Genomic DNA, 25,789 nt, shown 5'->3' with positions numbered 1-25,789 from the left:
TAGCGCCCATGAAAAAAGGGAGGCACCGCCAGGCACCTCCCTTTTTCTACCTGGCCTTCCGCGCTCAGGCCAGGTTGGCAAACAGCGCCGTCGAGAGATAGCGCTCGCCAAACGAGGGAATGATGGTCACGATCAGCTTGCCCGCGTTTTCGGGGCGCTGGGCAACCTGCATCGCGGCCCACAAGGCCGCCCCCGACGAAATGCCGACCAGCAGCCCTTCATCCCGCGCCGCCGCCCGTGCGACGGCGAATGCATCGTCATTCTTGACCGTGATGACTTCGTCGTAAATGCCGGTATTGAGCACGCCGGGCACGAAGCCGGCGCCGATGCCCTGCAAGGGGTGCGGCCCCTTGGTTCCCTTGGACAGCATGGGCGAGGCATCCGGCTCCACCGCGATGGACTGGAACGACGGCTTGCGCGACTTGATGACTTCGCTCACGCCGGTCAGGGTGCCGCCGGTGCCCACGCCTGCCACCAGGATGTCGACCTTGCCGTCGGTATCGCGCCAGATTTCTTCCGCCGTGGTGCGGCGGTGCACTTCAGGATTGGCCGGGTTGTTGAATTGCTGGGGCATGAAGTAGTTGGCGTTGCTGGCCACCATTTCTTCAGCCGTGCGGATGGCGCCCAGCATGCCTTCCGGCCCCGGCGTCAGGACCAGCTCGGCACCATAGGCACGCAGCAGCACGCGCCGCTCGCTGCTCATGGTTTCCGGCATTACCAGCTTGCAGCGATAGCCCCGTGCGGCGCACACCATGGCCAGGGCAATGCCGGTATTGCCGCTGGTGGGCTCGACAATGACGGTATCCGGGCCGATCAGGCCGGCCGCTTCCGCCGCCTCGATCATGGCCAGGCCGATCCGGTCCTTGACGCTATGGGCCGGATTGTAGAACTCAAGCTTGGCCAGGATCTCCGCGCCCGCGCCTTTGGCGAGGTTGCGGATCCGCACCAGCGGGGTGTTACCGATCAACTCGGTGACGTCGTTTGCGATTCTCATGGCTGTTTCCCGTGCAAGGTTGGAGGGGCGGGATTACTTGACGTCGACCAGTTCCACATCAAATATCAGGTCGGCGCCCGGGGCGATCATGGTGCCGGCGCCGCGCGAACCGTAGGCCAGGTGGCTCGGGATGATCAGGGTGCGCTTGCCGCCCACTTTCATGCCCAGGATGCCCTGGTCCCAGCCCTTGATGACGCGGCCGCTGCCAAGCACGAACGACAGTGGCTCGCCGCGCTTGATGGAGGAGTCGAACTCGCGCCCGCGCTGTTTGGCGGCCATCGGCTTGTACAGCCAGCCGGTGTAGTGCACGAATACCTTGGAGCCCGGGCCGGCAGTGGCACCCTTGCCGATCACGGTATCTTTCTTGACCAGCGGTTCCGGTACAGGTTCGGCCGGTACGGCTGGCGTGGCGGGCAGGGCGGGCGCCGCTGGTGCGGCTGCGGTGGCGTCCTGGGCCGGCGTGGCCGGGGCCGCAGGGGCAGCCGGCGCAGCCGGGGCAGCCGGGGCGGCCGGGGCAGGCGCCGCCACCGGCGGTGCCGCTGGTGCAGGCTGGGCTGCTGCCGGCGTTTCCGGCGGCGTTGTCTGCGGGGCAGGAGCCTGTCCGGCGGCCTGGGCAAACGAAGCCGCAGCGGCGCATATCATCAGGGCATACGTGGAGCGAAGCATCATCATGGTGCCTTCAAAAAAAAATGTGGACGGTCGCCTGGCGCAGTGCCAGGCCAGTTACAACACTATCATAGCAAGGCATCTGCCGCCTGCACAGGGTCTGCGGCCGGTACCGGCGCCGGTGGGGCGGCCAGCTTTCTGAGCACGTGTCCGGCGGCAATCATGCCGAAGGTGGCAGTGACCACGACGCTCGAGCCAAAGCCCGCACAATTGAGGCCGGTCACGCCTTCGGCGCCGTCAATGGTGCAGCTGGTATCGTCCTGCGGCAGTGTCAGCGGTTCCATGGAAAAGACGGCATCGACGTGGAATTTGGTCTTGATGCTGCGCGGGAAGCCATACTGGCTGCGCAAGCGCTTGCGCACCATCTTGAGCAGGGGTTCCTGCTCGGTCTTGCTCAGGTCGCGCACTTCGATCCGGGTGGCATCAGTCTGCCCGCCGGCGCTGCCCACGGTCATGATGGGAATGGCGTGCTGGCGGCAGTAAGCAATCACGGCCGCCTTGGCCTTGACACTGTCGATGGCGTCGATCACGAAGTCGTAGCCCCGGCCGGCAATCATCTGGTCCAGATTGTCCGGCCCAATGAAGTCTTCGACCAGGTTGACCCGGCAGGCCGGGTTGATCTGGGCAATGCGCGCGGCCAGGGCATCGATCTTGGCCATGCCGATGGTGTCGCTCATGGCCTGGATCTGGCGGTTGATGTTCGATTCGGCCACATTGTCCAGGTCGATCAGGGTCAGCTGGCCGATGGCGCTCCTGGCCAGCGCTTCGACCACCCAGGAACCGACCCCGCCCACGCCGATCACGCAGACATGGGCGGCGCGAAAGCGCGCCAGGGCGGGGTTGCCGTACAGCCGGCCGATGCCGCCGAAACGGCGCTCGGCATCGATCTCGTCGGTGGCAGGGGAAATTTGCGGGTCATTGGCATTCATCCCGCCATTTTAACGGACGCGGCCATTGGGACTACTCTAAAATGCAGACAATCCCACCCGCTTATGAGAATGCCATGACCTCTGCCCTGCCCGACAGCGCCCCCGGTTTCGACCAGCCTATTGCCGTGCTCAAACATTGCCACGACCGCATCCGCAAGCAGCTGGCCACGCTGGAAAAGCTGGTCCCACACCTGGCCGCGCACGGTGCCGACGAGCAGGCGCGCCAGGCCGCCGCCGCCGTGATCAAGTACTTTGACCAGGCCGCGCCCCTGCACCACGAGGACGAAGAACACGATCTCATCCCCATGCTGCAGGCCACCGCGCAGGGCGAGGATGCAGCACTGCTGGCCCAGCTGGCGCCGGCCATCGTGGCAGAACACCACCAGATGGATGGCATGTGGCAAGGCCTGCACGAGCAGCTGCGCGCCATTGCCGACGGCAGCGCCGCCACCTTGCGCGAGAGCGAGGTGCGGCGCTTTGCCGACACCTATGGCGCCCACATGGCGCGCGAGGAAAACCAGCTTGCCCCGATGGCCAAACGCCTGTTCAGCGCCGGGCAGATGGCGCAGCTGGGCAGCGCCATGCAGGCCCGGCGCGGCATTGCCGCCGCCGTCTCCACGGGCGACGCCGTGGCCAGCCTGCGCAAGGATTACGGCCAGGCCACGCTGAACGAACATGAGGTGGCGGCCGACCCCATCGTGCAATTTAACAGCTGGTTTGAACAGGCGCTCAAGGCGCAGGTCAACGAACCGAACGCGATGAGCGTGGCCACGGTCGATGGCGCGGGCCGCCCGAGCTCGCGCATTGTGCTGATCAAGCAGTACGACGTGCGCGGCTTCACCTGGTACACCAACTATGACAGCCAGAAGGGCCGGCAGTTGCAGGAAAATCCGCACGCCGCACTTCTGTTTTTTTGGCCTGAACTTGAGCGCCAGATTCGTATCGAAGGGAGGGTGGAGCGCACGTCCGAAGAAGACAGCGACAAGTATTTCCACAGCCGGCCGCTCAAGAGCCGGCTGGCCGCCATTGCCTCCGCCCAGAGCATGCCGATCGCAGACCGGCAGGCGCTGGAAGACAATTATGACGCTGTTGCCAGGCAGTTTGGCGAGGCGCCTGCACGTCCAGCCAATTGGGGCGGCTTCCGGCTGATACCGGAGCGCATCGAATTCTGGCAGGGCCGGCGCTCGCGCTTTCATGACCGCATTGTGTACACGCTGCAGCCTGACGGCAGCTGGGCACGGGGGCGGTTGCAACCCTGACGCGGGCGGCGCATGCCTCCTGCATGAACGGGGGATGCGCATGCCACCTTCCTTCACAGGAGGTGCCCGCGCATCTCCCTTGACAGGAGGGGCTCATGCCACCTCCCCTGACAGGAGGTACCCATGTTTAATCAGCTGCGTCTGTCCGCCTGGAGCACCGACATCCGCAACAAGGTGTCGGTACCGCTGTGCGTGGAATTGTGGAACGGCCAGCGCTTCCATTTTTCGCATGAGCCGGCGCGGGTCACCATCCGCGTGCCGCGCGCCGGCGCCCTGCGCTACCTGCTCTCGCCTTCGCTCTACAACCTGGGGCGCGCCTACGTCGAAGGCGCCATCGAAGTACGCGGCCGCGCGCGCGACATGATCGCCGTGGTCAATGCGCTGGCCGCCAGCACGGGAGCGCGCGGCCGCCTGCGCAGCCTGCTGGGCAGGCCTGCCCATACCCGCGAACTCGACGCCGCAGCCATTCGCTACCATTACGATGTCTCCAACGACTTTTACCGCGCCTGGCTCGACCCGGGCATGGTGTATTCCTGTGCCTACTTCGAGCAGGGCAGCGAAACGCTGGCCGACGCGCAGCGCAAGAAGATCGATCACATCCTCACCAAGCTTGACGTGCGGCCGGGCCAGCGCCTGCTCGATATCGGCTGCGGCTGGGGCGCGCTGGCCATCGAAGCGGCCAGGCGCTACGGCGCGCGCTGCGTGGGCATCACCCTGTCCGACAACCAGGCCCGTTTTGCGCGCGACATGGTCGAGCGCGCCGGCCTGCAGGGCCAGGTGGAAATCCGGCTGCAGGATTACCGCGACATCACGGGCAGCTTTGACCGCATTGCCAGTGTCGGCATGTTCGAGCACGTGGGCGTGCGCGCATTGCCGCACTACTTCGGCCGCATCCGCGAGCTGCTGACCGACGACGGGCTGGCGCTCAACCACGGCATTACTTCCACCAGCGCCAGCAGCGGCGCGGCGCCCCATGGCGCGGGCGACTTCATCGACGAATACGTGTTTCCCCACGGGGAGCTGGCGCACCTGGGCACCGTCCTCAAGACCATGCAGGAAGGCGGGCTCGAAGCGCTGGACGTGGAAAACCTGCGCCGCCATTATGCGCGCACCTGTTCCCTGTGGACCGAACGGTTTGAAGGTTCCGCCGACCAGATCCGGCACATGGTGGAGCCGCGCCTGTTTCGCATCTGGCACGTCTACCTGGCCGGCTGCGCCTATGCCTTTGCCCACGACTGGATCAGCATTTACCAGGTCCTGTGCCGCAAGGCCGGACGCGACCCGGCCGGCATTGCCTGGTCACGCCGCTACATGTATGCGCCCCGGCGCGACGGGGGCCTGTCGTGAGCGCTGCCGGTGGCCGGCCGCCTGCAGCGCTAGCGTTGCATCGCGTCCGGCCCGGCGGCAATGAGGGCGTGCAGCGCGCCATACACTTCTTCCACGGCGCCGCCCAGTTCCTCGGCCTGGGCCCGCCACTGCGCCGCCTGGGCCGGCTCGTGCAGGCTGGCCGACATGCGCTCGGCCTGCGCTATGGCGCGCTGGGCACCAAAATTGACCAGCACGCCCTGCAGGCTGTGGACGGCGCGCTGCGATGCCGGCAGGTCGTCGGCGGCCAGCGAATCGTACAGCGTTTGCATCAGCTGCGGCCCGTCTTCAATGAACAGGGCCGCCAGTTCCAGCAGCAGGGCGCTGTCGCCATCGAGCCGCACCAGCGCGGTGCGCCAGTCCAGCACGGGACCGGCCTGCTCCACATGGAAGCGGCTGACAATGGCGCGCAGCCGTTCGCTGTCGACCGGCTTGGACATGTAGTCATCCATGCCCGCTTCCAGGCAGCGTTCGCGGTCGCCCTGCATGGCGCGCGCCGTCATGGCAATGATGGGCAGGTGGCCGGCGTGGGCCGCCTCCCACTGGCGGATGCGGCGCGTGGCCGACAGGCCGTCGAGCTCGGGCATCTGCACATCCATCAGCACCAGGTCAAAGGCGCCGGTCATGGCTGCCGTGCAGGCATCCATGCCATTGGCCACCACGGTGATGCGGTGGCCCATTTTTTCCAGCAGGCGCAAGGCCAGGCGCTGGTTCACGGGATTGTCTTCCGCCAGCAGGATGCGCAGACCGTGCCGCCCATCCTTGCGCGCCAGGATGGGCGCCAGGCCCGCCGCGGCGCTCGATGCGGCGGCCGGTTCGGCCTCGTCCTGCCCCACCGGCAGCTGCACGGCGGCGTGGCGCAGGGGCACCACGAAGCGGAAGGTACTGCCCTTGCCCGGCGTGCTCGACACGCTTATGTCGCCCTGCATCAAGATGACCAGGCGGCGGCAGATCGTCAGGCCCAGCCCGGTGCCGCCAAACTGGCGCGTGGTGGACCCGTCCACCTGCGAAAACGCTTCAAAAATCATGCCCTGCTTGTCGGCCGGGATGCCAATGCCCGTGTCGCTGACGGCAAACGACACCATGCACTGCTCGCCCTGCTCGGCATCCATGGCCACCGCCAGCGTCACGCTGCCCTGCTGGGTGAATTTGATGGCATTGCCCAGCAGGTTGATGAGCACCTGGCGCAGCCGCCCCGGATCGCCCTTCATGGTGCGCGCAATGGCCGGGTCGACCCGGCACTCGAGCAGCAAACCTTTTTGCTGGGCGCGCAAGGCCATGGAGCGCACTGTCTCGCGCACCAGCTTGCGCAGGTCGAACGGCACTTCTTCCAGGTCAAGCTTGCCTGCCTCGATCTTGGAAAAATCGAGGATGTCGTTGACGATGGTCAGCAGCGCATCGGCAGAAGCCTTGACCAGGCCAATGTCGTCGCGCTGCTCGGGCTGCAAATCGGACTCCAGCACCAGCTCGGTCATGCCCAGGATGCCGTTCATGGGGGTGCGGATTTCATGGCTCATGTTGGCCAGGAATTCACTCTTTGCGCGACTGGCGGCCTGGGCCGATTCCACGGCGCGCTGCATGGCGTCGCGTGCGGCGCGCTGCTCGCTGACATCGATCGAAAAGCCGAGCAGGTACGATTCGCCGCCGCTGGTAATGACAATGCGGTTGACCACAAGGTCAACCGGCGGATCAATCTGGGTCACGCGCCGCTCGCTGCTGATCATGAGGCCGGTGCGCCAGGCCAGTTCATCTTCCTCCTGGGTCACGCTGGCCCAGTCGGGCGGTGTGAAATGTTCAATCTTGGCGCCCATCAATTCCTCGCGCGGGCGCTGGTAAAACGCCTGGAACTGGCGGTTGAAACGGACAAAGCGCCCGGCCCGGTCTTTCAGGAAGACGGGAATGGGCAGCTGGTCGAGAATTTGCTCGGTCAGTTCGCGTGCCGTTTCGCGCTGCTGCACCAGCTGCTCGAGCGCGTGCGTCAATCCCAGCAGGTCGTGGTCGGCATCGGCGGCGGCCGGCTCGGGCACGGTGCCGGTATCAAAGGTCAGGCGCTGGACGCTCGCGCGCAGCGAGCGCAGCACTTCACGCTGGCGCGCCGCCTCCCCGCGCAGCTGGGCATTGGCGGCCAGCAGTTCTTCGGAACTGATGTCGAGCATGCGGCTGCGCACCTTGAGGTCGCGGTCGTACTGCTTGTAGTGGTGCTCGGTGGTATCAAGCAGGGACGCAATGCCGTCGGCCAGCGCGCCATCGCCGCGCGCGCGCAGCGAGCCCAGCAGTTCCTGCAGCGCGTGTTCGCTGGTGACCCCAAAGGCGCGGCGCACCTGGCGCACCAATTGTTTGTGGCGCATGTCGCCTCAGGCCGCGTCCTGGCTGTCGCCATCGTGCATGCTGGCACGGATGGCCAGCACATCCTGCCAGCGGCGCAGCAGGGCCTGCACGCAGGCCGGGTCAAAATGGCTGCCGCTGTTGTCGACCAAAAATTCACGGGCGGCATCGAGCGTCCAGGCTTGCTTGTAGGGCCGCACATTGGTCAGCGCATCAAACACATCGGCCACGGCCACGATCCGCCCCGCCAGCGGAATCGCTTCGCCCTTCAGACCGTTGGGGTAGCCGGTGCCGTCAAAGCGCTCGTGATGGGCATAGGCGATTTCCGCTGCCAGCTGCAGCATCTTGGCTTCACTGCTTTTCAGGATGTTGTAGCCGATCAGCGCGTGCTGGCGCATCACTTCCATTTCCTGGGCATTCAAGCGGCCGGGCTTTAGCAAGATGGTGTCGGGCGTGCCGACCTTGCCAATATCGTGCATGGGCGCGGCATTGAGCAGGCATTCCTGGTCTTCTTCCGACATGCCAAGCTCGGCCGCGATGAGGCGGGAATAATGGGCCATGCGCTGGATGTGGGCGCCCGTTTCCGGATCGCGGTACTCGGAGGCGCGGCACAGCAGCAAGATGGTTTCCTGTTCGCGCGCGCGCAGGTCGGCCGTGGCCTTGCTCACTTCGCTGGCCAGCCAGCTGGCCCGGTTTTCCAGGGCCACCGTGGCGCGCCGCAGTTCGAGCATGTTGCGGGTGCGGGCCAGGAATTCGACCTTGTCGATGGGCTTGATCAAAAAGTCGTTGGCCCCGTTTTCCAGCGCGCGGTGGCGGATCTCCACATCGTGGCTGGCCGTGACCATCAGCACCGGCGGGCGGCCACGGGCATCGCCACCGAGCTCGGCGATGAACTCGAGGCCGTTCATGTCGGGCATCATGTAATCGAGCACCAACAGGTCGTAGGGGTTCGTCCGACACCACGCCAGCGCTTCCGGTGCCGACTGGAACGCCACCGTGGACACGTCCTCGAGCTTTTCCATCAGGCGCGACATCAACACCAGGTTGATGTGCGTGTCATCAACGATCACTACCTTCATTGCAGGTCCGATCTGTGTCTACAAAAAAAACACTCTGTCCATGGGACAAAATGCCAGCCGGTTGCTATTTTAACCTGTCGGTAAATGTCTTACGAAATTTGGCAACTTTGGGTGCTACAACGAAAGCGCAATAGCCTTGCAGGGGATTCTGCTGGAAATAATTCTGGTGATAGTCTTCCGCCTTGTACCAGGTCGTGACGGGCTGCACTTCGGTGACGATGGGGCCGTCCCACACATTGGCCATTTCCGCGATGACCTGGCGCGCCGTCGCTTCCTGCTCGGGCGACTGGTAAAAGATCACGGAGCGGTACTGGGTGCCCACATCATTGCCTTGCCGGTTCAGCGTGGTGGGGTCGTGAATGGTAAAGAATACTTCCAGGATATCGCGATAGCTGATCACGGCCGGATCGAACGCGATGCGCACCACTTCGGCGTGGCCAGTGCCGCCGCCACATACGGCCTCGTAGGTGGGCGCGGGATCGTGGCCGCCCATGTAACCGGACTCGACATGGAGAACGCCGCGTGCTTCCAGGTACACCGCTTCCAGGCACCAGAAACAACCGCCGCCCAGGATCGCCACCTGGGGCGCAGATTGGTTTGTCATTACATACCTCAACAGTCGGATGGTGGATGATTCCCACTGTAACGCAAAAGTGCGGCCGCGTACCACAGCCTGCCCCGTCTGCACCAAAATTTGGCATAATGGCATATTAGACAGGGCAACAATGAACATAAGCTCCCCCCGCGCGGACGCGCGCAATTTTGACGATGCCCAGTTTCGCCAGGCGTTATCGCAGTTCGCCACGGGCGTGACGGTGATCACCACACGCCTGGCCGACGGCAGCTTCCGGGGGTTGACCGCCAGTTCCTTCAATTCCGTCTCGCTCGACCCGCCCCTGGTGCTGTGGAGTCTTGGTAACGGCGCCAACAGCCTGCCCATCTTTACCGGCAATTCCCATTACGTCATCAATGTCCTCAATGCCGGGCAGGGTGAATTGGCGCGGCGCTTTTCGCGGCGCACCGAGAATCCGTTCGAGGGCGTGGAATATGAACTGTCGCGTACCGGCCAGCCCATTCTGCAGGGCGCCTCTGCCTGGTTTGAATGCCATAACCGCAGCCGCTATCCCGAAGGCGACCACGTCATTTTCGTGGGCGAAGTGGAAGATTGTGCGTTTGCCCCACAGCCCTCGCTGATTTTTCACGCCGGGCAATTTGGCAGCACGCAAACGCGGTAGAATTACAGATTCGGCAAGTAGTCTATACAACTTGCCCACCGATTGATATCGTTACTAGAGACAGGAACTGCCATGAAAGCTGAATCGCCACGCAAAGCCCAATTCCATTGGGACGACCCATTGCTGCTCAATAACCAGTTGACCGACGACGAGCGGATGGTGCGTGACGCAGCAGCTGCCTACTGCCAGGACAAGCTGGCCCCGCGCATTCTCGAAGCCTTCCGCCACGAGCAGATGGACACCTCCATCTTCCGCGAAATGGGCGAGCTGGGCTTGCTGGGCCCAACCATTCCCGAGCAATACGGCGGACCTGGCCTGAACTACGTGGCATACGGCCTGATCGCGCGCGAAGTCGAACGCATCGATTCCGGCTACCGCTCCATGATGAGCGTGCAATCGTCGCTCGTGATGGTGCCCATCTATGAATTCGGCACCGAAGCACAGCGCCAAAAGTATCTGCCCAAGCTGGCCACCGGCGAATGGATCGGCTGCTTCGGCCTGACCGAGCCGAACCACGGCTCCGACCCTGGCTCCATGATCACCCGCGCCAAGAAAGTGGACGGCGGCTACGCCCTGACCGGCGCCAAGATGTGGATCACCAATTCCCCGGTGGCCGATGTGTTCGTGGTCTGGGCCAAGGACGACGAAGGCGCAATCCGCGGCTTCATCCTGGACAAGGGCATGGCTGGCCTGTCGGCCCCGGCCATCCACGGCAAGTTTGGCCTGCGCGCCTCGATCACCGGCGAAATCGTCATGGACAATGTGTTCTGCCCGGAAGAAAACGCCTTCCCGGATGTGCGCGGCTTAAAAGGTCCGTTCACCTGCCTGAACTCGGCACGCTACGGCATCGCCTGGGGCGCACTGGGCGCGGCCGAAGCCTGCTGGCACACCGCGCGCCAGTACACGCTGGACCGCCACCAGTTTGGCCGTCCGCTGGCTGCCAACCAGCTGGTGCAAAAGAAGCTGGCCGACATGCAGACTGAAATCACACTGGGCCTGCAGGGCTGCCTGCAGCTGGGCCGCATGAAGGATGCCGGCACGGCTGCCGTGGAAATCACGTCCATGATGAAGCGTAACTCGTGCGGCAAGTCGCTCGACATCGCCCGCGTCGCGCGCGATATGCTGGGCGGTAACGGCATCTCCGACGAGTTCGGCGTCATTCGTCACATGGTGAACCTGGAAGTGGTCAACACCTACGAAGGCACGCATGACATCCACGCCCTGATCCTGGGCCGTGCGCAGACCGGCATCCAGGCTTTCCAGTAATCCCTGGTGCTCCAGAAAAAAACCCGCTTCGATGAGCGGGTTTTTTTTCGTCCTGCATTCATGCCACCACCGTCCACGCCATTTTTTGCAAGGTAATGGCCGGATCGCTGGTCAGCGCCTCGAACGCGGGCAGGAAGCGAAAACCCTGCCGTTGATATAAGCGCGAAGCCGCCAGATTGTCCGGCGCCACCGCGAGGTTCACCCGGCGCGCGCCCCCGGCAATGGCCGCATCCTTGACGGCCCCGACCAGCATGGCGGCCACACCACTGCCGCGCGCTGCCGGTCGCACCCACATCGCGATGAGCTCGCAGTCGCCATCGACAATGGCAGTCACACCGATCAGTCCCACTGCCCTGCCTTGCACATTTGCCAGAAAGAAGCGCGCCCGCGGGCTTGCTGCGCGCTCGCGCCACTGCGCTTGCGAGTGGGACGACGCGGCGGCAAGGGTCATGCCGAACGCCTTGGGCGAATCGCGCAGCGATGCCAGCCGAATGTTCTTAAGAGTGAGCCAGTCGGCTTCTTGCACTGGTGAGATGAGGATGGTAGCAGTGAGCATGCCCTCATTCTAAGCTGGCCCGTCAATTACAACCATCCACCATGCCACAAAGCTCGAGTCTTCCAGCCCTGACTATTGCTTCTTATTGAATATTTTGTTTCCAAAGAGCATAATCAAAAGCCCTCACGTCGGATCTGGTCCCATGCTCAAATTTCTGCTTGTTGTCTCGCTGTGCATCGGCGGATGGAAAATCTACGGCAAGTACCAGGAAGGGCAGGAGCTGGCCCGGGCCGACCAATACCGCGCCGAACTGGCCGAGCTGGATGCCAAAAAAGGCATTACCCTGTTCACTGCCACGTGGTGCGGCTACTGCAACAAGCTCAAGGCCCGCCTCGATGCTGGCGACGTGCCTTACGTCGAATACGATATCGAGCACTCCCCGCAGGGCAGGATGTATTACGCAGAAGGCGATTTCGAGGGCGTGCCGATCATCGTCGTCGATGGCGACACCATCGCCGGCTACGACATGAACAAGATGCCGGGCGCGTTTGCCGATGCCGGATTTAACGTCACCGGTCTATAAACCCGTCGCACTCGGCCTGGTCCGCTGCAGGCTCCATGCAGCGGCGGGACCGCAAGCTGCCAACCATGCCCTTTTACCCTGCCGGCTGCCGGCCTGTTAAAATCTCGCCTTGAACCTGCTTCAGGCGTCGAACCCGCTCCTATTTTCTCTGCCACACGTCGCCCGGCCGGCGCGCTGCTCGCTGCGTGGGCTACCGCATCGCGATCTGCCCCGTGCATCCATGCCGGGACGGCAGACATCCAGGAATAGGAGCGGATCACGCTTCTTACTTACAAGGAATTTGAATGAACCATACAATCGCAATCGTCATGGGCTCAAGGAGCGACTGGGACACGATGCAAGCCGCTGCCGACCTGTTGACGGAGTTTGGCGTGCCCTGGAAGGCGCAGGTTGTGTCGGCGCACCGCACGCCCGAGCGATTGGTGGAATTTGCCAAGGCTGCCCGTGACGATGGCTACGCCGTCGTCATCGCCGGTGCCGGCGGCGCCGCCCACCTGCCCGGCATGGTCGCATCCATGACGCCGCTGCCGGTGCTGGGTGTGCCGGTCCAGAGCAAGGCCCTGTCCGGCATGGACAGCCTGCTGTCCATCGTGCAGATGCCAAAGGGCGTGGCCGTGGGCACGCTGGCCATTGGTACTGCCGGTGCCTTCAATGCCGCGCTGCTGAGCATTCAAATCCTGTCCCTGAACGATCCGGCTCTTGCCGCCAAGCTCGACGCCTATCGCACCCAGCAGACCGAGACGGTGCTGGCCTCGGCCGACATGGGAGATGCACGATGAACATCGCGGTACTGGGCAACGGCCAGCTGGGCGCCATGATGCAGCAGGCCGGCCTGCGCATCGGCGTTGAGGTGCAGCTTCTTGATATCGACGCCGGCCAGCTGGCCTCGCCCGACATGATCGTCACGGCCGAGCGTGAACACTGGCCGCAAAATGCCTTTACCACCAGCCTGGCCCAGGCGCCGGGGTGGCTCAATGCCAAGGCGTTTCATCACCTGGCCGACCGCATTCGCCAAAAGACTTTCATCACCGAACTGGGCCTGCCGACGTCGCCATGGCGCGTGTTTCGTACCGACATGGGCCAGGAAGGCATCCACGCGCAGCTCGGGCCGGACGTCTTCCTCAAGTCGCCACAAGGCGGCTACGATGGGCGCGGCCAGCTGCGGCTCAAGCAGGCCACCCCGGCAGCGCTGCCCTTCCCCGCCTGGGCCGACCAGTCGCTGGCCGAACAGGCCATCGCCTTCGACACTGAAGTGTCGATCATCGGCGCGCGCGGACGCGATGGCCAGATGGTGTTTTACCGCCTGACGGAAAACCGCCACCAGGACGGCGTCCTGGCATTTAGCATCAGCCGCCCGGGCGCGTTCGAGGCGCTGCAGGCACCTGCCGAAGACATGCTGCGCACCCTCATGACGGCGCTCGACTATGTCGGCGTGATGGCCGTGGAATGCTTCGTAGTCGATGGCAAGCTGTTGATCAACGAAATCGCCCCGCGCGTGCACAACTCCGGGCACTGGACCCAGGCTGCGGCATCGATCAGCCAGTTTGAACTGCACGTGCGCGCCGTGTGCGGCATGCCCCTCCCCGAGCCGGTGCAGCAAGGCGCCGCCATCATGGCCAACCTGCTGGGCGTCGCTTACGATCAGGCATGGCTTGCGCACGGCGCGGCCCAGCTGCACTGGTATGGCAAGGACTACCGGCCCGGCCGCAAGATGGGCCATATCAACCTCGCCTCGCCCGATGTCAGGCAGCTGGCCCAGTGGCTGGGCGAAATGACGCTGCCTGCCGAACTGGAAGCGTCGCGCAGCTGGGCCATCCAGCGCCTGGCGTCGTAAGCGTCACGCAGACAGCAAAGGCCGGCATTGCCGGCCTTTTTCACTGACGGGCTAGAACTTGTAGCCCACGCCCAGCGTCACCGCCTGAGGATCGAGTGTCATCTCCTGGGTCTGGCCGGATGAAAACGTCACCGTCGTTTTCAGGAAGGTCTTGCTGATATTTGCATCAATGAACCAGCGCGTATTGATGTTGTAGATCATGCCGATCTGCACGGTGGGCGCCACCTTGTTTTTGATGGAAAACGTGGTCGGCGGGCCGCCAATATCGCTCAGCGCAGTGAGCTTGCCGGAGCCGGTTTCGTCGTCAAAATAGGCAAAGGTGGCGCCGATGCCGGCATACGGGCGCAGCCGCGCTTCCGGCTCGAAAAAGCGGTAGTGGGCAAAGATGGTCGGCGGCAGGGCCTTGACCGTGCCCAGCACACCCACGCCCTCAATCGCGCCGGCGCCGATAATGTCATGCTTGTACGGCAGGCCGATGGCCAGTTCCACCGCGATATTGTCGGTCCAGCCGTAGCTGATATCGAACACGGGCTGCGTGTCGGGGCCGATATCGGCCTTGGTGCCGGGCAGCGCCGGGGCGCTCACATCGCCACTCTTGACTTTCGGCGTGATCTTGCCCACGCCTGCCTTGACTGCCCATTGACCCTGCATCTGCGCCATTGCGCTCGTGCTGGCCAGCATCACCGCGGTGGCCAGCACAGCACCATGCAAACGAAATTTCATGTTCTCTCCGTATTTTTGTCGGTTGGGACTTACAGCCAGCCCTTGATGATCATTTGCTGCGCCACATACTTGGCGATCAGCGCATTCTCAAACGGCGTGGGCAGCACGTTGTCGGCAAACATGTAGCGGCTCACGTCACCCGCCACCAGGGTCTTGCCGGTGCAGATGAGGGAATCCACCGTACAGGCCGCGCTGGTGGTATTGGTCAGGCCATACGGGGCCGGATTGTTGATCTGGTCGTGGCTGGTCGTATACAGATCCACGTAAAGGATTTTTGAATCGGTTCCCAGACCTTTCCTGAGCTGGTCGTTGAAGGTGGCGACCATGGTGTTGATCAGGGTTTGGGTGGCCGCATCCTGGGCCTTGCCGGCCGGCGAGCCGCCCAGGTCGGGCAGGTTGTTCACCACCACGTAATTGGCCCCATTGGCCACGATCATTTCCTTGACGATGCCGGCCAGTTGCGCGCCGGCCGTACCCATGGCAGTCACGAGCGCCGGTGCCTGCGCCGCCGCGTAGTCGGCACCGGCTTTGGCGCCGGCGGCCTCGCCTGCGGTCTTGCCGGCGGCCTCGGCGGTAAAGCGCGCCTTGACCACGATCGGGCCGTACACTTCCACCTGGCCAACTGCTGCATTGCCTGGCTGCGCCGCAGCCGTGCCGATGGCGACCTGGGTAATGGTCTCCTGCGTGCTGCCGGTACGCTGCGCTTCGGTCTGCGCGGCCAGGCCGATTGCCTGCGCTGCCGCCTGCTTGTCGGTGGCGCCGTCCGCCAGCAAGGCGATCAGGGTCGACAGGTAGACTTGTGCGCCCACCTTGGCGCCTTCGGCGGCGCCAGCGGCCTGCCCGGCGGCCGTGGCGCCAGCCTGCAGCTCGCCCAGCAGCGCCAGCGCATCAATGCCACCGGCAGTGACGAACACGACCTCTGTGCCGCTGAACTTGCCATTGGTCTTGGCCAGGTGGTTGCTCACTTGCTGGACCACCGGCACCGTCAGGAGGCCCAGGGCCGAACCGGTCAGTTTGTGTTCGGGACCGACAGGATTGATCACCCGGGCGCCACCTTGGGCATAGCTGAAACAGTTGGCGTGATTGACCACTGGCACCGAGAAACCCTGGGCCGCGTCACCGTCGAGCCCGGTCTGGGCCGCGCAGGGCGCGGGCAGGCCGAACTGGGCCGCGATGAGCTCGGTCCAGTTCTTGCCGGTGAGGGCCGGATTGATTGCCGTGTTGTCGCCGTTGATGGTGAACTTGCCGCCGCCAGCGGCCTTGATGGTGCCCACTGCATAGGTGCCCACGTCCGACAGGCTGTCGCCAAACGACACCATATTACTGAACGTGGTCTTGAGTTTTTGTTCGTCGGCGCTGGTGCCGTCACTGCCGCCGCCGCATGCCGACAGCACGGCCGCCGTGAGTACCGCGAGCGCGAAATGTGTTTGCCGCATGTTGTCTCCAATATCTGATTATGGTGAACCAAGGGCCGTATAGATTTACGTTTGCCCACAATGCCAGACTAGCGGCACACGCACGTTTCGTATTGCGCTTTTGTGACAATAATTTGTGCAAACATGCCAGCTGCATGGCGAAAAAAAGGCCGCCCAGCAGAAGCTGTAGCGGCCCTTTCGGTCCGTGCCTGTCATGCTGACCAGGCGGTGCAGTGCCTGATTACAGCCAGCCGCGCGCCGTCAGCTGTTCGGTGACGTACTTGGCGATCAGGGTATTGCCGTACGGGGTTGGGTGCACACCGTCTGCGAACAGATAGGTGCTGGTCGGGTTGACGCCGGCGATCAGGTTCGTAGCATTGCACACCAGCGAGGTGCCGCCAAGCTGATTGGTGCCGCAGGCAGGCGAGGTCACGTTGGTCAGGCCGTACTTCGACGGGTTGGCGATCTGGTCGATGCTGACCGAGTACAGGTCCACGTACAGCACGTTGGACTCAAGACCGTCGATGTTGGCGCGCAGTGCCGTGTTGAAGGCGCTGACCATGCCCGCGATCAGGGTGCGCTGTGCAGCCGTGGTCGTTGGGGTGTTGCTGGCAGGAGCGCTGGCGACGTCAGGCAGGTTGTTCAGCACAACATACTTGGCGCCTTTGGCAACCAGTTCGGTACGGACCAGGGCGCCCAGCTCGGCACCGGCCGTGCTCATCAGCGTTACCAGGCCAGGACCATTGGTCTGAGCGTAGGTATTGCCCGCTGCAGTTGCTTCAGCTTGGGCGGCCGCAATGTAAGGGCCGTGCACGGCAGGCGATGCAACCGCCGAATTACCTGGCTGGACAGCAGCGGTGCCGATTGCACGCTGGGTAGCGGTGGTCAGGTTGCCGCTGGTAGCGAGTTCAGTCTTGAACGCGGTACCGATGGCAGCAGCAGCCGTGGCCGGGTCGGTCGCGCCCGATGCGAGCTTGGGCACCAGCGAGTTGCCGTAAGCGGTCGCACCGGCGGCATTGGCAGCTGCCGTCAGGTTGGACAGCAGTTGCAGCACATCGTTGCCGCCAGCCATGACGGTGACGATTTCAGTGCCGCTGAACTTGCCGCCATTGCGCGACAGGTGGTTGGCAATCTGCAGCGATACCGGTACGGTCAGCTGGCCAAGCGGCGAATAGGCGATGTTGCCTGGGCCGGCGGGATTGGTCACGCGGGCGCCGCCCTGGGCGTAGTTGGTGCAGTTCAGGTTATTGGTCACTGGCACATTAAAGCCTGGCAGGGTGCCGTTCAAGCCCTGCTGGGCCGGACACGGAGCGCTCAGGGCCAGGGTCGCGGCCAGGAGTTCGGTCCAGTTCTTGCCGGCAGCGCCATTGATGGTGTATTTGCCGCCGCCCAGTTGCGCCACTGCGCCAACTTGATAGGTGCCAACGTCCGACAGGCTGTCACCAAAGGTGACTTGCGAAGCGAATTTCGGCTTGGCTGGCGCCGCAAAATTGTTGTTGTCGTCGCTGCCGCCGCATGCCGACAGGACGGCTGCGGTAAGCACAGCCAGCGCAAAATTGGTATAACGCATTGTGTCTCCTAGGTATAAATATTTGGTGTAAAACGAACGCGCGTGCTATTCGCAACACAGCTAATATGCCAGTGTTCCCGACGCTTGTATAGAAATAAACTACCTTCGGCGTCAGTTCGATGCAACAACCATATCAGCTGGTCAGTGCGCCTCGCGATGGGCCGATTATAGCAATGCGGTTGGCTTACCGTCAGTCAAAACGGCGCCTTATTTAGCAAGCCGTGCACAATACCGGCAGAACCGTGGGCGGCACGCCTCAAACGGTCGTTCACGCCCAGCCAGGCGCCGTCTTTTGGTGGTGCTTCCACCAGAATGACATCGGCGCCGGCCCCGTCCATGGTGCGCAGTGCCGCGTACAGGGCATGCGCAAATCCTTCGGGTTCCAGCGGCAGGCGCAGGCTCGCTTGCGGCAAGGCCAGTTCACTGTAATGAATCAAGGCAACCTTGCGGCCGCTCGCCGCCAGCTGGGCCAGGGTGGCCCGCAATACGGCCGTCTCCTGCATCGCGACCGGCGTATGGGGTGCATAGTGAGATTCCAGCGTGCCCGAGGCGCGCGGTGCTTCGGCATCGGGGGCGGCCGGCAGCAGGTCGATGACGGCGGCAATGGCTTGCGCACTGATGTGACCGGGCCGCAACAGCACGGGCCCGTGGGTGCCAAGGCGCGACAGGTCCACGATCGTCGACTCGATGCCGACCTGGCTCTGGCCGCCGTCGAGCACGAGGTCGAGCGCGCCACCGGCATCGAATTCATCATGCACGTGGCGCGCCGTGGTGGGGCTGACATTGCCAAACTTGTTGGCCGAGGGTGCTGCCACGCCGCCCTTGCCCTGCTTAAACGCTTGCAGCAGCGCGATGGCAACCGGATGGGACGGACAGCGCAGGCCCACCGTATCCTGGCCGCCGGACACGGCAGCAGGAATATTCGGGGCGCGCTTCAAAATCATGGTCAGTGGGCCAGGCCAGAAGGCGGCAGCGAGCTGGTGCGCCTCGGCCGGGATGTCGCAGGCCCAGTAGGACAGGTCGGCGTCCGGCGCCACATGCACGATCACCGGGTGGTCTTGCGGCCGGCCCTTGGCGGCGTAGATTTTGGCCACGGCGGCCGGATTTTCGGCGTCGGCGCCCAGGCCGTACACGGTTTCGGTGGGAAAAGCGACGAGGCCGCCGGATTCAAGAATCGCGGCGGCCCGTGCCATCTCCGGGGTCGGAGGATGCATCTTCAACTTTCAGCTGTTACGGTATTTACTCGGTCAGCAGGCGCAGGGCCTCGGCATACTTGGCCGAGGTCTGGTCCAGCACGTCCTGCGGCACGCGTGGCGCCGGGGCCTGCTTGTTCCAGCCCTGGGTTTCCAGCCAGTCACGCACGAATTGCTTGTCGAACGATGGGGGCGACATGCCTACCTGGTAGCTCGACATGGGCCAGAAACGCGACGAATCGGGCGTGAGGATTTCATCGATCAGGTGAACGGTCCCCTTGTCGTCCAGGCCAAATTCAAACTTGGTGTCGGCAATGATGATGCCGCGCGTGGCCGCGAACTGGGCGGCCTGGGTGTACAGCTGGATCGACAGGTCGCGCACCTGGCGCGCAATGTCGGCGCCGACAATCTTTTCCGCTTCTTCGAACGACACGTTCTCGTCGTGGGCACCGGCGGGCGCCTTGGTCGATGGGGTGAACAGGGTTTGCGGCAGCTGTTGCGCTTCCTGCAGGCCGGCCGGCAGTTCGATGCCGCAGATCTTGCCCGTCTTTTGGTAATCCTTCCAGCCGGAACCAATGAGGTAGCCGCGCACGATCGCTTCGATACCGAGCGGCGTGAGCTTCTTGACGACAATGGCGCGTCCCTCCACCTGGTCGCGCTCGTCGGCCGCGACCACGTCCACCGCGTGCAGGCCGGTTTCGTGCGTGGGCATCAGATGGCCGAATTTGGCGAACCAGAAGTTCGACATGGCAGTGAGAATCTTGCCCTTGTTGGGGATCGGGTCGTCCAGGATGACGTCGAAGGCGGACAGGCGGTCGGTCTGGACCACGAGCAGCTTGTCGTCGCCAACGGCGTAAATATCGCGCACTTTCCCGCGGTGCAGGAAAGGCAGGGACTTCAGATTTGTTTCGAGAATTCCGGACATCTGTTTCTTTCTGTTCAATTGCCGGGAAAGCCCCGGCATGTGATACGGCGGTGGAAATCCTGCATGGCCTTCCGCCCGCCTTACAACATCCTGCCTGTTACTTGACGATCTGGGCCAGCTCGCCCTTGGCATACCGCTCGGCCATCTTGTCCAGTGGCATTGGCTTGATCTTGGCCGCCTGGCCTTCGCAACCGAAGGAGAGGAAGCGCGCCTTGCAGATTTCCGTAGCCGCTTCGCGCGCTGGCTTGAGGTAATCGCGTGGATCAAACTTGGATGGGTTCTGGAACATGTACTTGCGGATGGCTGCGGTCATGGCAAGGCGGATATCGGTGTCGATATTGATCTTGCGAACGCCGTGACGGATGCCTTCCTGGATTTCCTCGACCGGCACGCCATAGGTTTCCTTCATGTCGCCGCCAAATTCGCGGATGATGGCCAGCAGTTCTTGTGGAACGGACGACGAACCGTGCATCACCAGGTGCGTGTTGGGGATGCGGGCATGGATTTCCTTGATGCGGTCAATGGCCAGGATGTCGCCGGTTGGCTTGCGCGTGAACTTGTACGCGCCGTGCGAGGTACCGATGGCAATGGCCAGCGCGTCGCACTGGGTGCGCTGCACGAAGTCGGCGGCCTGGGCCACGTCGGTGAGCAGTTGCTCGCGCGTCATGGTGCCGTCGGCGCCGTGGCCGTCTTCCTTGTCGCCCTTCATGGTTTCCAGCGAACCGAGCACGCCCAGTTCGGCTTCCACCGTCACGCCGATGGAGTGGGCAAACTTGACCACTTCACGCGAGGTGTCGACGTTGTACTCGTAGGAAGCGACGCTCTTGCCGTCCGCTTCGAGCGAGCCGTCCATCATCACCGAGGTAAAGCCGGAGCGGATGGCAGCCATGCACACGGCCGGCGACTGGCCGTGGTCCTGGTGCATGACCACCGGGATGTGCGGGTAGGCTTCCACTGCGGCATCGATCAGATGGCGCAGGAAGGCTTCGCCGGCGTACTTGCGGGCGCCGGCCGACGCTTGCATGATCACCGGCGAATTGACGGCGTCTGCGGCAGCCATGATGGCCTGCACTTGCTCGAGGTTGTTGACGTTAAACGCTGGCAAGCCGTAACCGTTTTCGGCGGCATGGTCCAGCAGTTGGCGCATGGATACGAGGGACATGGTAAATCTCCAAACAATAAAAGAACCGGTGTTGCAGACAGCGCGGCGGGTGCGCCAGCGGCTGCTGCAATGACGCGGCGGGCCGGGTAGGCCGCCAGCGTCATCTATACTTTTCTAGCGCAGCTCGCCCACGCGCACGATCTTGAGCGCGTTGGTACCGCCGACTTCGCCCATCGGCTCGCCCCAGGTGACGACAATCATGTCACCTTTTTTGGCAATGCCGTTAGCGACCAACAAATCTTCCGCCTGTTTCAGTACGGCCTTGCTGTCGCCCGACTGGGTCAGGTGGTAGGCGCACACATTGCGATACAAGGCCACCTTGCGCTGGGTCGAGGTGATGGGCGTCAGTGCAATGATAGGGGTGTCGATGCTGTGACGGCTCATCCACAGTGCAGTGGAACCGGATTCGGTCAGGGCGACAATGGCTTTCACGCGCAGGTGGTGCGCGGTAAACAGCGCGCCGTAAGCGATCGACTGGTCAATGCGGGTAAAGCGGGCGTTGAGGAAATCGGCATCGAGCTTGTTGTATTCCGACTGTTCCGCTTCGGCGCAGATGGCGGCCATCATTTCCACGGTTTCAATCGGATACCTGCCCGAGGCGGTCTCGGCAGAAGTCATGACGGCATCGGTGCCATCCAGCACGGCATTGGCCACGTCCGACACTTCGGCGCGGGTCGGCACGGCATTGACGATCATCGATTCCATCATTTGCGTGGCGGTAATGGCCAGCTTGTTCGATTCGCGCGCCATGCGGATCATGCGCTTTTGCAGCGCCGGCACGGCGGCATTGCCCACTTCCACGGCCAGGTCGCCGCGGGCCACCATGATGCCGTCGGACGCGTCCAGGATTTCCTGCAGGACGGGAATGGCTTCCGCGCGTTCGATCTTGGCAATCATCATTGGCTTGTGGCCATAAGGCTCGCCGGCAATGTTGGCCAGCTGGCGCGCCATTTCCATGTCGGTCGCGCTTTTCGGAAACGAGATGGCGAGGTAGTCGGCCTGGAAACTCATGGCCGTCTTGATGTCTTCCATGTCCTTGGCCGTCAGGGCCGGCGCCGTCAGGCCGCCACCCTGGCGGTTGATGCCCTTGTTGTTTGACAGCTCGCCGCCGACTTTGACGATGGTAAAGATTTCGTGGCCGACGATGCGCTCCACGATCAGCACGATCAGTCCATCGTTGAGCAACAGCTTGTCGCCGGGACGCACGTCGCGCGGCAGGGCCTTGTAGTCGAGGCCGACACGCTCCTGGTTGCCCAGTTCGCCGTTCTCGCCCCACTTGGCATCGAGAATGAACCGGTCGCCATTTTCCAGCTGGATTTTGCCTTCTTCAAACTTGCCCACGCGGATCTTGGGGCCCTGCATATCGGCCATGATCGCCACTTCGCGGCCGCATTCATCGGCGGCGCGGCGCACCATGTTGGCGCGGTCGATGTGGTCCTGCGCCTTGCCATGCGAAAAATTGAGGCGGACGATGTCGACGCCGGCCTGAATCATGCTGACAAGGATATCCCGGTCGGTGGAAGCCGGTCCGATGGTTGCGACGATCTTGGTACCACGATACATAGAAGTCCTTCAAGTAAAAGCGCAGCCGTCGGGCTGCGCTGTGGGATTACTGTGAGCTGCGTTGCAGGAGGATGTCGACCGCTGGCAGGGTTTTGCCTTCGAGGAATTCGAGGAAGGCACCGCCGCCCGTGGAGATATACCCGATCTTGTCGGTAATGTCGTATTTGGCGATGGCAGCGAGGGTATCGCCGCCACCGGCGATCGAGAAAGCTTTAGATTCGGCAATGGCCAGCGCCAGCGTTTTGGTGCCTTCGCCGAACTGGTCAAATTCAAACACGCCCACCGGGCCGTTCCAGACGATGGTGCCGGCCCTGGCGATCTGCGCGGCCAGGGTGGCGGCCGTCTTCGGACCGATGTCGAGAATCATGTCGTCGTCCTGCACGTCGGCCACATCCTTGACGGTGGCGGCGGCCGTTGGCGAAAATTCCTTGGCGCACACGACGTCCACGGGAATGGGCACGGTGGCGCCGCGGGCATTCATCATGTCGATGATGGCCTTGGCTTCGCCCACCAGTTCCGCTTCCACCAGCGACTTGCCAATGTTCAGGCCAACGGCCTTCATGAAGGTGTTGGCAATGCCGCCGCCCACGATCAGGTTGTCGACCTTGTCGGCCAGCGCCTTGAGGATGGACAGCTTGGACGATACCTTGGAGCCGGCCACGATGGCCAGCAGCGGACGGCTTGGCGCGCCCAGTGCCTTGCCCAGGGCATCCAGTTCCGCGGCCAGCAAGGGGCCGGCGCACACGATGGGCGCGAACTTGGCGATACCGTGGGTGGTCGCTTCTGCCCGGTGGGCGGTGCCGAACGCGTCATTCACATAGATATCACACAGCTTGGCCATTTTTTGGGCCAGCTCGTCGGCATTCTTCTTTTCACCCTTGTTGACACGGCAGTTTTCCAGCAACACCACCTGGCCCGGGGCCACCTCGACACCGTCCACCCAGTTCTGCTTCAGTTCCACGGGCTGGCCCAGCAGTTCAGACAGGCGCGCGGCGACCGGCGCCAGCGTGTCTTCTGGCTTGAATTCGCCTTCGGTCGGGCGGCCCAGGTGGGACGTCACCATGACGGCGGCGCCCGCCTTGAGGGCGGCGGCAATGGCCGGCGCCGACGCGCGGATGCGGGTATCTTCGGTGATCTTGCCACTATCGTCCTGCGGTACGTTCAGGTCGGCGCGGATAAATACACGCTTTCCGGCGAGGGCATTCTGGTCGATCAGGTCTTGCAAACGGGTGAAATTGAGCACGGCGTGCATGGGCGATCCAGGAGTCAAATGATGAAAGAACGCTATTTTACCGCAAGGGCGGGCCAATTCCCTACTCCAGCCAGATCCGTAGTGCGGTAAATACCGCCATGCCCACAATGATGGTTTCCAACATGCTTTTTCGCCACAAGCAGTACAAGGTCGCGGCAACACCGGCAATCAATTTCGGGTTCATCAGGCTGACGACGGGATCGCTCTCGCCCACCATGAACAGGTCGGGCGCGATGATGGCCGCCAGCGCGCAGGCCGGTGCATAGCGCAGCATTTCCTGGACCCGCTTGGGAATGGTGATGTGATGCCCGATCAGCCAGAAGGAACTGCGGGCAATGGCCGTGGCCACGATCAGCACGCCAATGGTGAGCCAGATTTCCACGCTATCCAAGGCGGCGCTCCTTGAAAGCCTGCACCAGCATGGAGGTCCCCATGCCCAGCACGACGGCCACCAGCAAGCCAAGCTTGAATGGCAGCTCGTAGGCGAGCACCGCCGTGGCAGTGGCCACCAGCACCCCGGCCAGGGTCGCGCGGGTCATGACCATGGGAATGAGAATGCACAGGATCGCCAGGCTGCCGGCAAAACCCAGGCCCCAGGCGGGCGGCACGGCACTGCCCAGGAAAATACCGGCAATGGAGCCGACCTGCCACGACAGCCAGTTCGGATACAGCAAGCCTTTCAGGTACGACACCTTGCCGGCAGCCGGCTCTTCGCTGGGGAAGCGCTGCAAGAACAGGGCGACCGTGATGTCGCCCGCCGTATAGCCGAGCAGTAATCGTTGATGCCAGGGCAAGTGGGCAAAATGGGGGGCCAGCAGGGCGGAAAAAATGACGAAACGCAGGTTGACGACCAGCGCCGTGGCAAACACCACCCACACTGGGGCGTCGGCAATGATCAATGGCAAAGCAGCGAGTTGGGCAGAACCGGCAAACACGAGCAGCGTCATGCCCAGCGCCTGGTTCAGGGTCAGCCCGCTCTTGATCATGGCCACGCCCACCACCAAGCCCCAGGCGGCGATGCCGAACAGGGTCGGTGCGCCAGCCTTGAGACCGGCAAACCAGAATGCCTTGTCTTCGTCCGGCGGACGGGCCACGGCTGCGGCGCTCACGTCCGGCCCGTTCATGTGGTTTTCCTGCCACAGCGGGAAGTCGGCGCTAGCTTGCAGTGGGGCATGGAGTGGGCGAAGAAGCTGGATCGGTCCTGATCCGGGAGAGAGGTATTTTACCGATCATTTCGGCATGCTGCCCGAATCGTCTAAAATCGTGGTTTTGCTTAGCTTGACGGAGAATTCATGAACGAGAAGAAAACGCCCGCGGTGGAACTGGGCGCCGAAGACCTGCCTGCCCATTGCCCCAACCCGGCCATGACCCTGTGGTCGTCCCATCCGCGCGTCTTTCTCGATTTCGGCCATGATGGCCTGGCCAAGTGCCCGTACTGCGGTACGGAATATGTGCTCAAACCGGGCACTGTCCTGTCGCACCACTAACCGAAGGCGCGAAGCTTCCCTGCGCCGCTGGAGACTCGCATGAAACAAGTCAAACAAATGAATGGCAGTGCCGCCGAGGTCGAAGCTGCATTCTATGAGGCACTGAACCGCGCCGATGTCGAAACGCTCATGGCGCTGTTTGCGGAAGACGAGGAAATCATTTGCGTCCACCCGGGCGGGCCGCGCCTGCACGGCCACGCTGCCATCCAGCAATCGTGGGAAGCCATCCTGGAAAAGGGCGGGCTGCAGATTCGTCCATCGCAATTATACGAGACCAATAACCTGATGTGCTCCGTGCATACGGTGGTCGAGGGCGTGACCTCCACCGCCAGCGCCGAGCCGGCCCACCTGGTGGCCACCAATGTCTACATGAAGACGCCGCAAGGCTGGCGCATGGTGCTGCACCATGTGTCGGTGGCGCCCGGGCCGGTGCCATCGGTGCACCACGCCGGTTCCAGCCTGCACTAG

Annotated in this window: 26 protein-coding genes; 9 read left to right on the top strand and 17 right to left on the bottom strand. The window is 63.2% G+C overall.

The window, feature by feature from the left end; genetic code table 11:
• Nucleotides 1-64: 64 nt before the first annotated feature.
• The 3 genes from cysK to tcdA all read right to left on the bottom strand — a co-directional run bounded on the left by cysK (nt 65) and on the right by tcdA (nt 2,589).
• Nucleotides 65-994 carry a cysteine synthase A gene (cysK, locus tag KY495_RS11435; protein WP_219883745.1) on the bottom strand — a complete coding sequence of 310 codons (930 nt, stop codon included), beginning with the start codon at nt 992-994 and terminating at the stop codon, nt 65-67.
• Nucleotides 995-1,027: 33 nt separating this feature from the next.
• Entirely contained in the window at nt 1,028-1,666 is a 639-nt protein-coding gene (locus tag KY495_RS24280; protein WP_307728278.1) for an FKBP-type peptidyl-prolyl cis-trans isomerase, read from the bottom strand.
• A 62-nt stretch (nt 1,667-1,728) separates the two neighbouring features.
• Entirely contained in the window at nt 1,729-2,589 is an 861-nt protein-coding gene (gene tcdA, locus KY495_RS11425; protein WP_219883744.1) for a tRNA cyclic N6-threonylcarbamoyladenosine(37) synthase TcdA, read from the bottom strand.
• Nucleotides 2,590-2,663: 74 nt separating this feature from the next.
• Here tcdA and pdxH point away from each other — a divergent pair, with 74 nt between their 5' ends.
• Nucleotides 2,664-3,848, top strand: coding sequence for a pyridoxamine 5'-phosphate oxidase (gene pdxH, locus KY495_RS11420; RefSeq protein ID WP_219883743.1), 1,185 nt, complete (start codon nt 2,664-2,666; stop codon nt 3,846-3,848).
• A gap of 123 nt (nt 3,849-3,971) precedes the next feature.
• Nucleotides 3,972-5,195 carry a cyclopropane-fatty-acyl-phospholipid synthase family protein gene (locus KY495_RS11415; RefSeq protein WP_219883742.1) on the top strand — a complete coding sequence of 408 codons (1,224 nt, stop codon included), beginning with the start codon at nt 3,972-3,974 and terminating at the stop codon, nt 5,193-5,195.
• Between the two features lie 29 nt (nt 5,196-5,224).
• On the opposite strand, the gene KY495_RS11410 is transcribed toward KY495_RS11415, so the two are convergent.
• From KY495_RS11410 to msrA, 3 genes are all read right to left on the bottom strand, one after another.
• On the bottom strand, nt 5,225-7,561 hold the full coding sequence (locus KY495_RS11410; RefSeq protein WP_229518581.1) for an ATP-binding protein: 2,337 nt from the start codon (nt 7,559-7,561) through the stop codon (nt 5,225-5,227).
• 6 nt (nt 7,562-7,567) lie between these two features.
• Nucleotides 7,568-8,617 carry an HD domain-containing phosphohydrolase gene (locus KY495_RS11405; protein ID WP_219883741.1) on the bottom strand — a complete coding sequence of 350 codons (1,050 nt, stop codon included), beginning with the start codon at nt 8,615-8,617 and terminating at the stop codon, nt 7,568-7,570.
• A 64-nt stretch (nt 8,618-8,681) separates the two neighbouring features.
• Nucleotides 8,682-9,221, bottom strand: a complete 540-nt coding sequence (gene msrA, locus KY495_RS11400; RefSeq protein WP_219883740.1) for a peptide-methionine (S)-S-oxide reductase MsrA — start codon at nt 9,219-9,221, stop codon at nt 8,682-8,684.
• Nucleotides 9,222-9,342: 121 nt separating this feature from the next.
• Here msrA and KY495_RS11395 point away from each other — a divergent pair, with 121 nt between their 5' ends.
• The gene (locus KY495_RS11395; RefSeq protein WP_219883739.1) at nt 9,343-9,852 is read left to right on the top strand and encodes a flavin reductase family protein; all 510 of its coding nucleotides are present in this window, start codon (nt 9,343-9,345) and stop codon (nt 9,850-9,852) included.
• A gap of 72 nt (nt 9,853-9,924) precedes the next feature.
• Nucleotides 9,925-11,118: an acyl-CoA dehydrogenase gene (locus KY495_RS11390; protein ID WP_219883738.1), complete on the top strand. Its 1,194-nt coding sequence runs from the start codon at nt 9,925-9,927 to the stop codon at nt 11,116-11,118.
• Between the two features lie 58 nt (nt 11,119-11,176).
• Here KY495_RS11390 and KY495_RS11385 read toward each other — a convergent pair whose 3' ends face one another.
• Nucleotides 11,177-11,674: a GNAT family N-acetyltransferase gene (locus tag KY495_RS11385; protein WP_219883737.1), complete on the bottom strand. Its 498-nt coding sequence runs from the start codon at nt 11,672-11,674 to the stop codon at nt 11,177-11,179.
• A 142-nt stretch (nt 11,675-11,816) separates the two neighbouring features.
• Between KY495_RS11385 and KY495_RS11380 the strand changes: the two genes are divergently transcribed.
• The 3 genes from KY495_RS11380 to KY495_RS11370 all read left to right on the top strand — a co-directional run bounded on the left by KY495_RS11380 (nt 11,817) and on the right by KY495_RS11370 (nt 14,031).
• Nucleotides 11,817-12,197, top strand: a complete 381-nt coding sequence (locus KY495_RS11380; RefSeq protein ID WP_219883736.1) for a glutaredoxin domain-containing protein — start codon at nt 11,817-11,819, stop codon at nt 12,195-12,197.
• 284 nt (nt 12,198-12,481) lie between these two features.
• A complete protein-coding gene (purE, locus tag KY495_RS11375; protein WP_219883735.1) occupies nt 12,482-12,976 on the top strand; it encodes a 5-(carboxyamino)imidazole ribonucleotide mutase in 495 nt (164 codons plus the stop codon).
• Nucleotides 12,973-14,031 carry a 5-(carboxyamino)imidazole ribonucleotide synthase gene (locus KY495_RS11370; protein ID WP_219883734.1) on the top strand — a complete coding sequence of 353 codons (1,059 nt, stop codon included), beginning with the start codon at nt 12,973-12,975 and terminating at the stop codon, nt 14,029-14,031. The genes purE and KY495_RS11370 overlap by 4 nt, the downstream gene beginning before the upstream one ends.
• Nucleotides 14,032-14,082: 51 nt before the next feature.
• Here KY495_RS11370 and KY495_RS11365 read toward each other — a convergent pair whose 3' ends face one another.
• From KY495_RS11365 to KY495_RS11320, 10 genes are all read right to left on the bottom strand, one after another.
• On the bottom strand, nt 14,083-14,754 hold the full coding sequence (locus tag KY495_RS11365) for an OmpW family protein (RefSeq protein WP_219883733.1): 672 nt from the start codon (nt 14,752-14,754) through the stop codon (nt 14,083-14,085).
• Nucleotides 14,755-14,783: 29 nt separating this feature from the next.
• Nucleotides 14,784-16,190 carry an SGNH/GDSL hydrolase family protein gene (locus KY495_RS11360; protein WP_219883732.1) on the bottom strand — a complete coding sequence of 469 codons (1,407 nt, stop codon included), beginning with the start codon at nt 16,188-16,190 and terminating at the stop codon, nt 14,784-14,786.
• Between the two features lie 220 nt (nt 16,191-16,410).
• Nucleotides 16,411-17,739, bottom strand: coding sequence for an SGNH/GDSL hydrolase family protein (locus tag KY495_RS11355; protein WP_219883731.1), 1,329 nt, complete (start codon nt 17,737-17,739; stop codon nt 16,411-16,413).
• A 194-nt stretch (nt 17,740-17,933) separates the two neighbouring features.
• A complete protein-coding gene (locus KY495_RS11350) occupies nt 17,934-18,953 on the bottom strand; it encodes an L-threonylcarbamoyladenylate synthase (RefSeq protein WP_219883730.1) in 1,020 nt (339 codons plus the stop codon).
• A 25-nt stretch (nt 18,954-18,978) separates the two neighbouring features.
• Nucleotides 18,979-19,857 (bottom strand): phosphoribosylaminoimidazolesuccinocarboxamide synthase, encoded by an 879-nt coding sequence (locus tag KY495_RS11345; protein ID WP_219883729.1) that lies wholly within the window; start codon nt 19,855-19,857, stop codon nt 18,979-18,981.
• Between the two features lie 97 nt (nt 19,858-19,954).
• On the bottom strand, nt 19,955-21,019 hold the full coding sequence (gene fba, locus KY495_RS11340; RefSeq protein WP_219883728.1) for a class II fructose-bisphosphate aldolase: 1,065 nt from the start codon (nt 21,017-21,019) through the stop codon (nt 19,955-19,957).
• A gap of 114 nt (nt 21,020-21,133) precedes the next feature.
• Nucleotides 21,134-22,582, bottom strand: a complete 1,449-nt coding sequence (gene pyk / locus KY495_RS11335) for a pyruvate kinase (RefSeq protein WP_219883727.1) — start codon at nt 22,580-22,582, stop codon at nt 21,134-21,136.
• Nucleotides 22,583-22,628: 46 nt separating this feature from the next.
• Nucleotides 22,629-23,834 carry a phosphoglycerate kinase gene (locus tag KY495_RS11330; RefSeq protein ID WP_219883726.1) on the bottom strand — a complete coding sequence of 402 codons (1,206 nt, stop codon included), beginning with the start codon at nt 23,832-23,834 and terminating at the stop codon, nt 22,629-22,631.
• 61 nt (nt 23,835-23,895) lie between these two features.
• Nucleotides 23,896-24,225 (bottom strand): AzlD domain-containing protein, encoded by a 330-nt coding sequence (locus tag KY495_RS11325; RefSeq protein ID WP_219883725.1) that lies wholly within the window; start codon nt 24,223-24,225, stop codon nt 23,896-23,898.
• Entirely contained in the window at nt 24,218-24,958 is a 741-nt protein-coding gene (locus KY495_RS11320; protein ID WP_219883724.1) for an AzlC family ABC transporter permease, read from the bottom strand. Before KY495_RS11320 ends, KY495_RS11325 begins: the two co-directional genes overlap by 8 nt.
• A gap of 168 nt (nt 24,959-25,126) precedes the next feature.
• Between KY495_RS11320 and KY495_RS11315 the strand changes: the two genes are divergently transcribed.
• The gene (locus tag KY495_RS11315; protein ID WP_219883723.1) at nt 25,127-25,321 is read left to right on the top strand and encodes a zinc-finger domain-containing protein; all 195 of its coding nucleotides are present in this window, start codon (nt 25,127-25,129) and stop codon (nt 25,319-25,321) included.
• A 39-nt stretch (nt 25,322-25,360) separates the two neighbouring features.
• Nucleotides 25,361-25,789, top strand: a complete 429-nt coding sequence (locus KY495_RS11310; RefSeq protein ID WP_219883722.1) for a nuclear transport factor 2 family protein — start codon at nt 25,361-25,363, stop codon at nt 25,787-25,789.

The organism is Massilia sp. PAMC28688, assembly GCF_019443445.1.
GTDB lineage: Bacteria > Pseudomonadota > Gammaproteobacteria > Burkholderiales > Burkholderiaceae_D > Telluria_A.
The sequence above is the reverse complement of the archived record's forward strand: the minus strand, read 5'-3'. Positions and strand labels throughout refer to the sequence as shown.

Coding starts and splice junctions, on each gene's coding strand:
- cysK (WP_219883745.1), bottom strand. CDS start 994: ATGAGAATCGCAAACGACGTCACCGAGTTGATCGGTAACACCCCGCTG.
- KY495_RS24280 (WP_307728278.1), bottom strand. CDS start 1,666: ATGATGATGCTTCGCTCCACGTATGCCCTGATGATATGCGCCGCTGCG.
- tcdA (WP_219883744.1), bottom strand. CDS start 2,589: ATGAATGCCAATGACCCGCAAATTTCCCCTGCCACCGACGAGATCGAT.
- pdxH (WP_219883743.1), top strand. CDS start 2,664: ATGACCTCTGCCCTGCCCGACAGCGCCCCCGGTTTCGACCAGCCTATT.
- KY495_RS11415 (WP_219883742.1), top strand. CDS start 3,972: ATGTTTAATCAGCTGCGTCTGTCCGCCTGGAGCACCGACATCCGCAAC.
- KY495_RS11410 (WP_229518581.1), bottom strand. CDS start 7,561: ATGCGCCACAAACAATTGGTGCGCCAGGTGCGCCGCGCCTTTGGGGTC.
- KY495_RS11405 (WP_219883741.1), bottom strand. CDS start 8,617: ATGAAGGTAGTGATCGTTGATGACACGCACATCAACCTGGTGTTGATG.
- msrA (WP_219883740.1), bottom strand. CDS start 9,221: ATGACAAACCAATCTGCGCCCCAGGTGGCGATCCTGGGCGGCGGTTGT.
- KY495_RS11395 (WP_219883739.1), top strand. CDS start 9,343: ATGAACATAAGCTCCCCCCGCGCGGACGCGCGCAATTTTGACGATGCC.
- KY495_RS11390 (WP_219883738.1), top strand. CDS start 9,925: ATGAAAGCTGAATCGCCACGCAAAGCCCAATTCCATTGGGACGACCCA.
- KY495_RS11385 (WP_219883737.1), bottom strand. CDS start 11,674: ATGCTCACTGCTACCATCCTCATCTCACCAGTGCAAGAAGCCGACTGG.
- KY495_RS11380 (WP_219883736.1), top strand. CDS start 11,817: ATGCTCAAATTTCTGCTTGTTGTCTCGCTGTGCATCGGCGGATGGAAA.
- purE (WP_219883735.1), top strand. CDS start 12,482: ATGAACCATACAATCGCAATCGTCATGGGCTCAAGGAGCGACTGGGAC.
- KY495_RS11370 (WP_219883734.1), top strand. CDS start 12,973: ATGAACATCGCGGTACTGGGCAACGGCCAGCTGGGCGCCATGATGCAG.
- KY495_RS11365 (WP_219883733.1), bottom strand. CDS start 14,754: ATGAAATTTCGTTTGCATGGTGCTGTGCTGGCCACCGCGGTGATGCTG.
- KY495_RS11360 (WP_219883732.1), bottom strand. CDS start 16,190: ATGCGGCAAACACATTTCGCGCTCGCGGTACTCACGGCGGCCGTGCTG.
- KY495_RS11355 (WP_219883731.1), bottom strand. CDS start 17,739: ATGCGTTATACCAATTTTGCGCTGGCTGTGCTTACCGCAGCCGTCCTG.
- KY495_RS11350 (WP_219883730.1), bottom strand. CDS start 18,953: ATGCATCCTCCGACCCCGGAGATGGCACGGGCCGCCGCGATTCTTGAA.
- KY495_RS11345 (WP_219883729.1), bottom strand. CDS start 19,857: ATGTCCGGAATTCTCGAAACAAATCTGAAGTCCCTGCCTTTCCTGCAC.
- fba (WP_219883728.1), bottom strand. CDS start 21,019: ATGTCCCTCGTATCCATGCGCCAACTGCTGGACCATGCCGCCGAAAAC.
- pyk (WP_219883727.1), bottom strand. CDS start 22,582: ATGTATCGTGGTACCAAGATCGTCGCAACCATCGGACCGGCTTCCACC.
- KY495_RS11330 (WP_219883726.1), bottom strand. CDS start 23,834: ATGCACGCCGTGCTCAATTTCACCCGTTTGCAAGACCTGATCGACCAG.
- KY495_RS11320 (WP_219883724.1), bottom strand. CDS start 24,958: ATGAACGGGCCGGACGTGAGCGCCGCAGCCGTGGCCCGTCCGCCGGAC.
- KY495_RS11315 (WP_219883723.1), top strand. CDS start 25,127: ATGAACGAGAAGAAAACGCCCGCGGTGGAACTGGGCGCCGAAGACCTG.
- KY495_RS11310 (WP_219883722.1), top strand. CDS start 25,361: ATGAAACAAGTCAAACAAATGAATGGCAGTGCCGCCGAGGTCGAAGCT.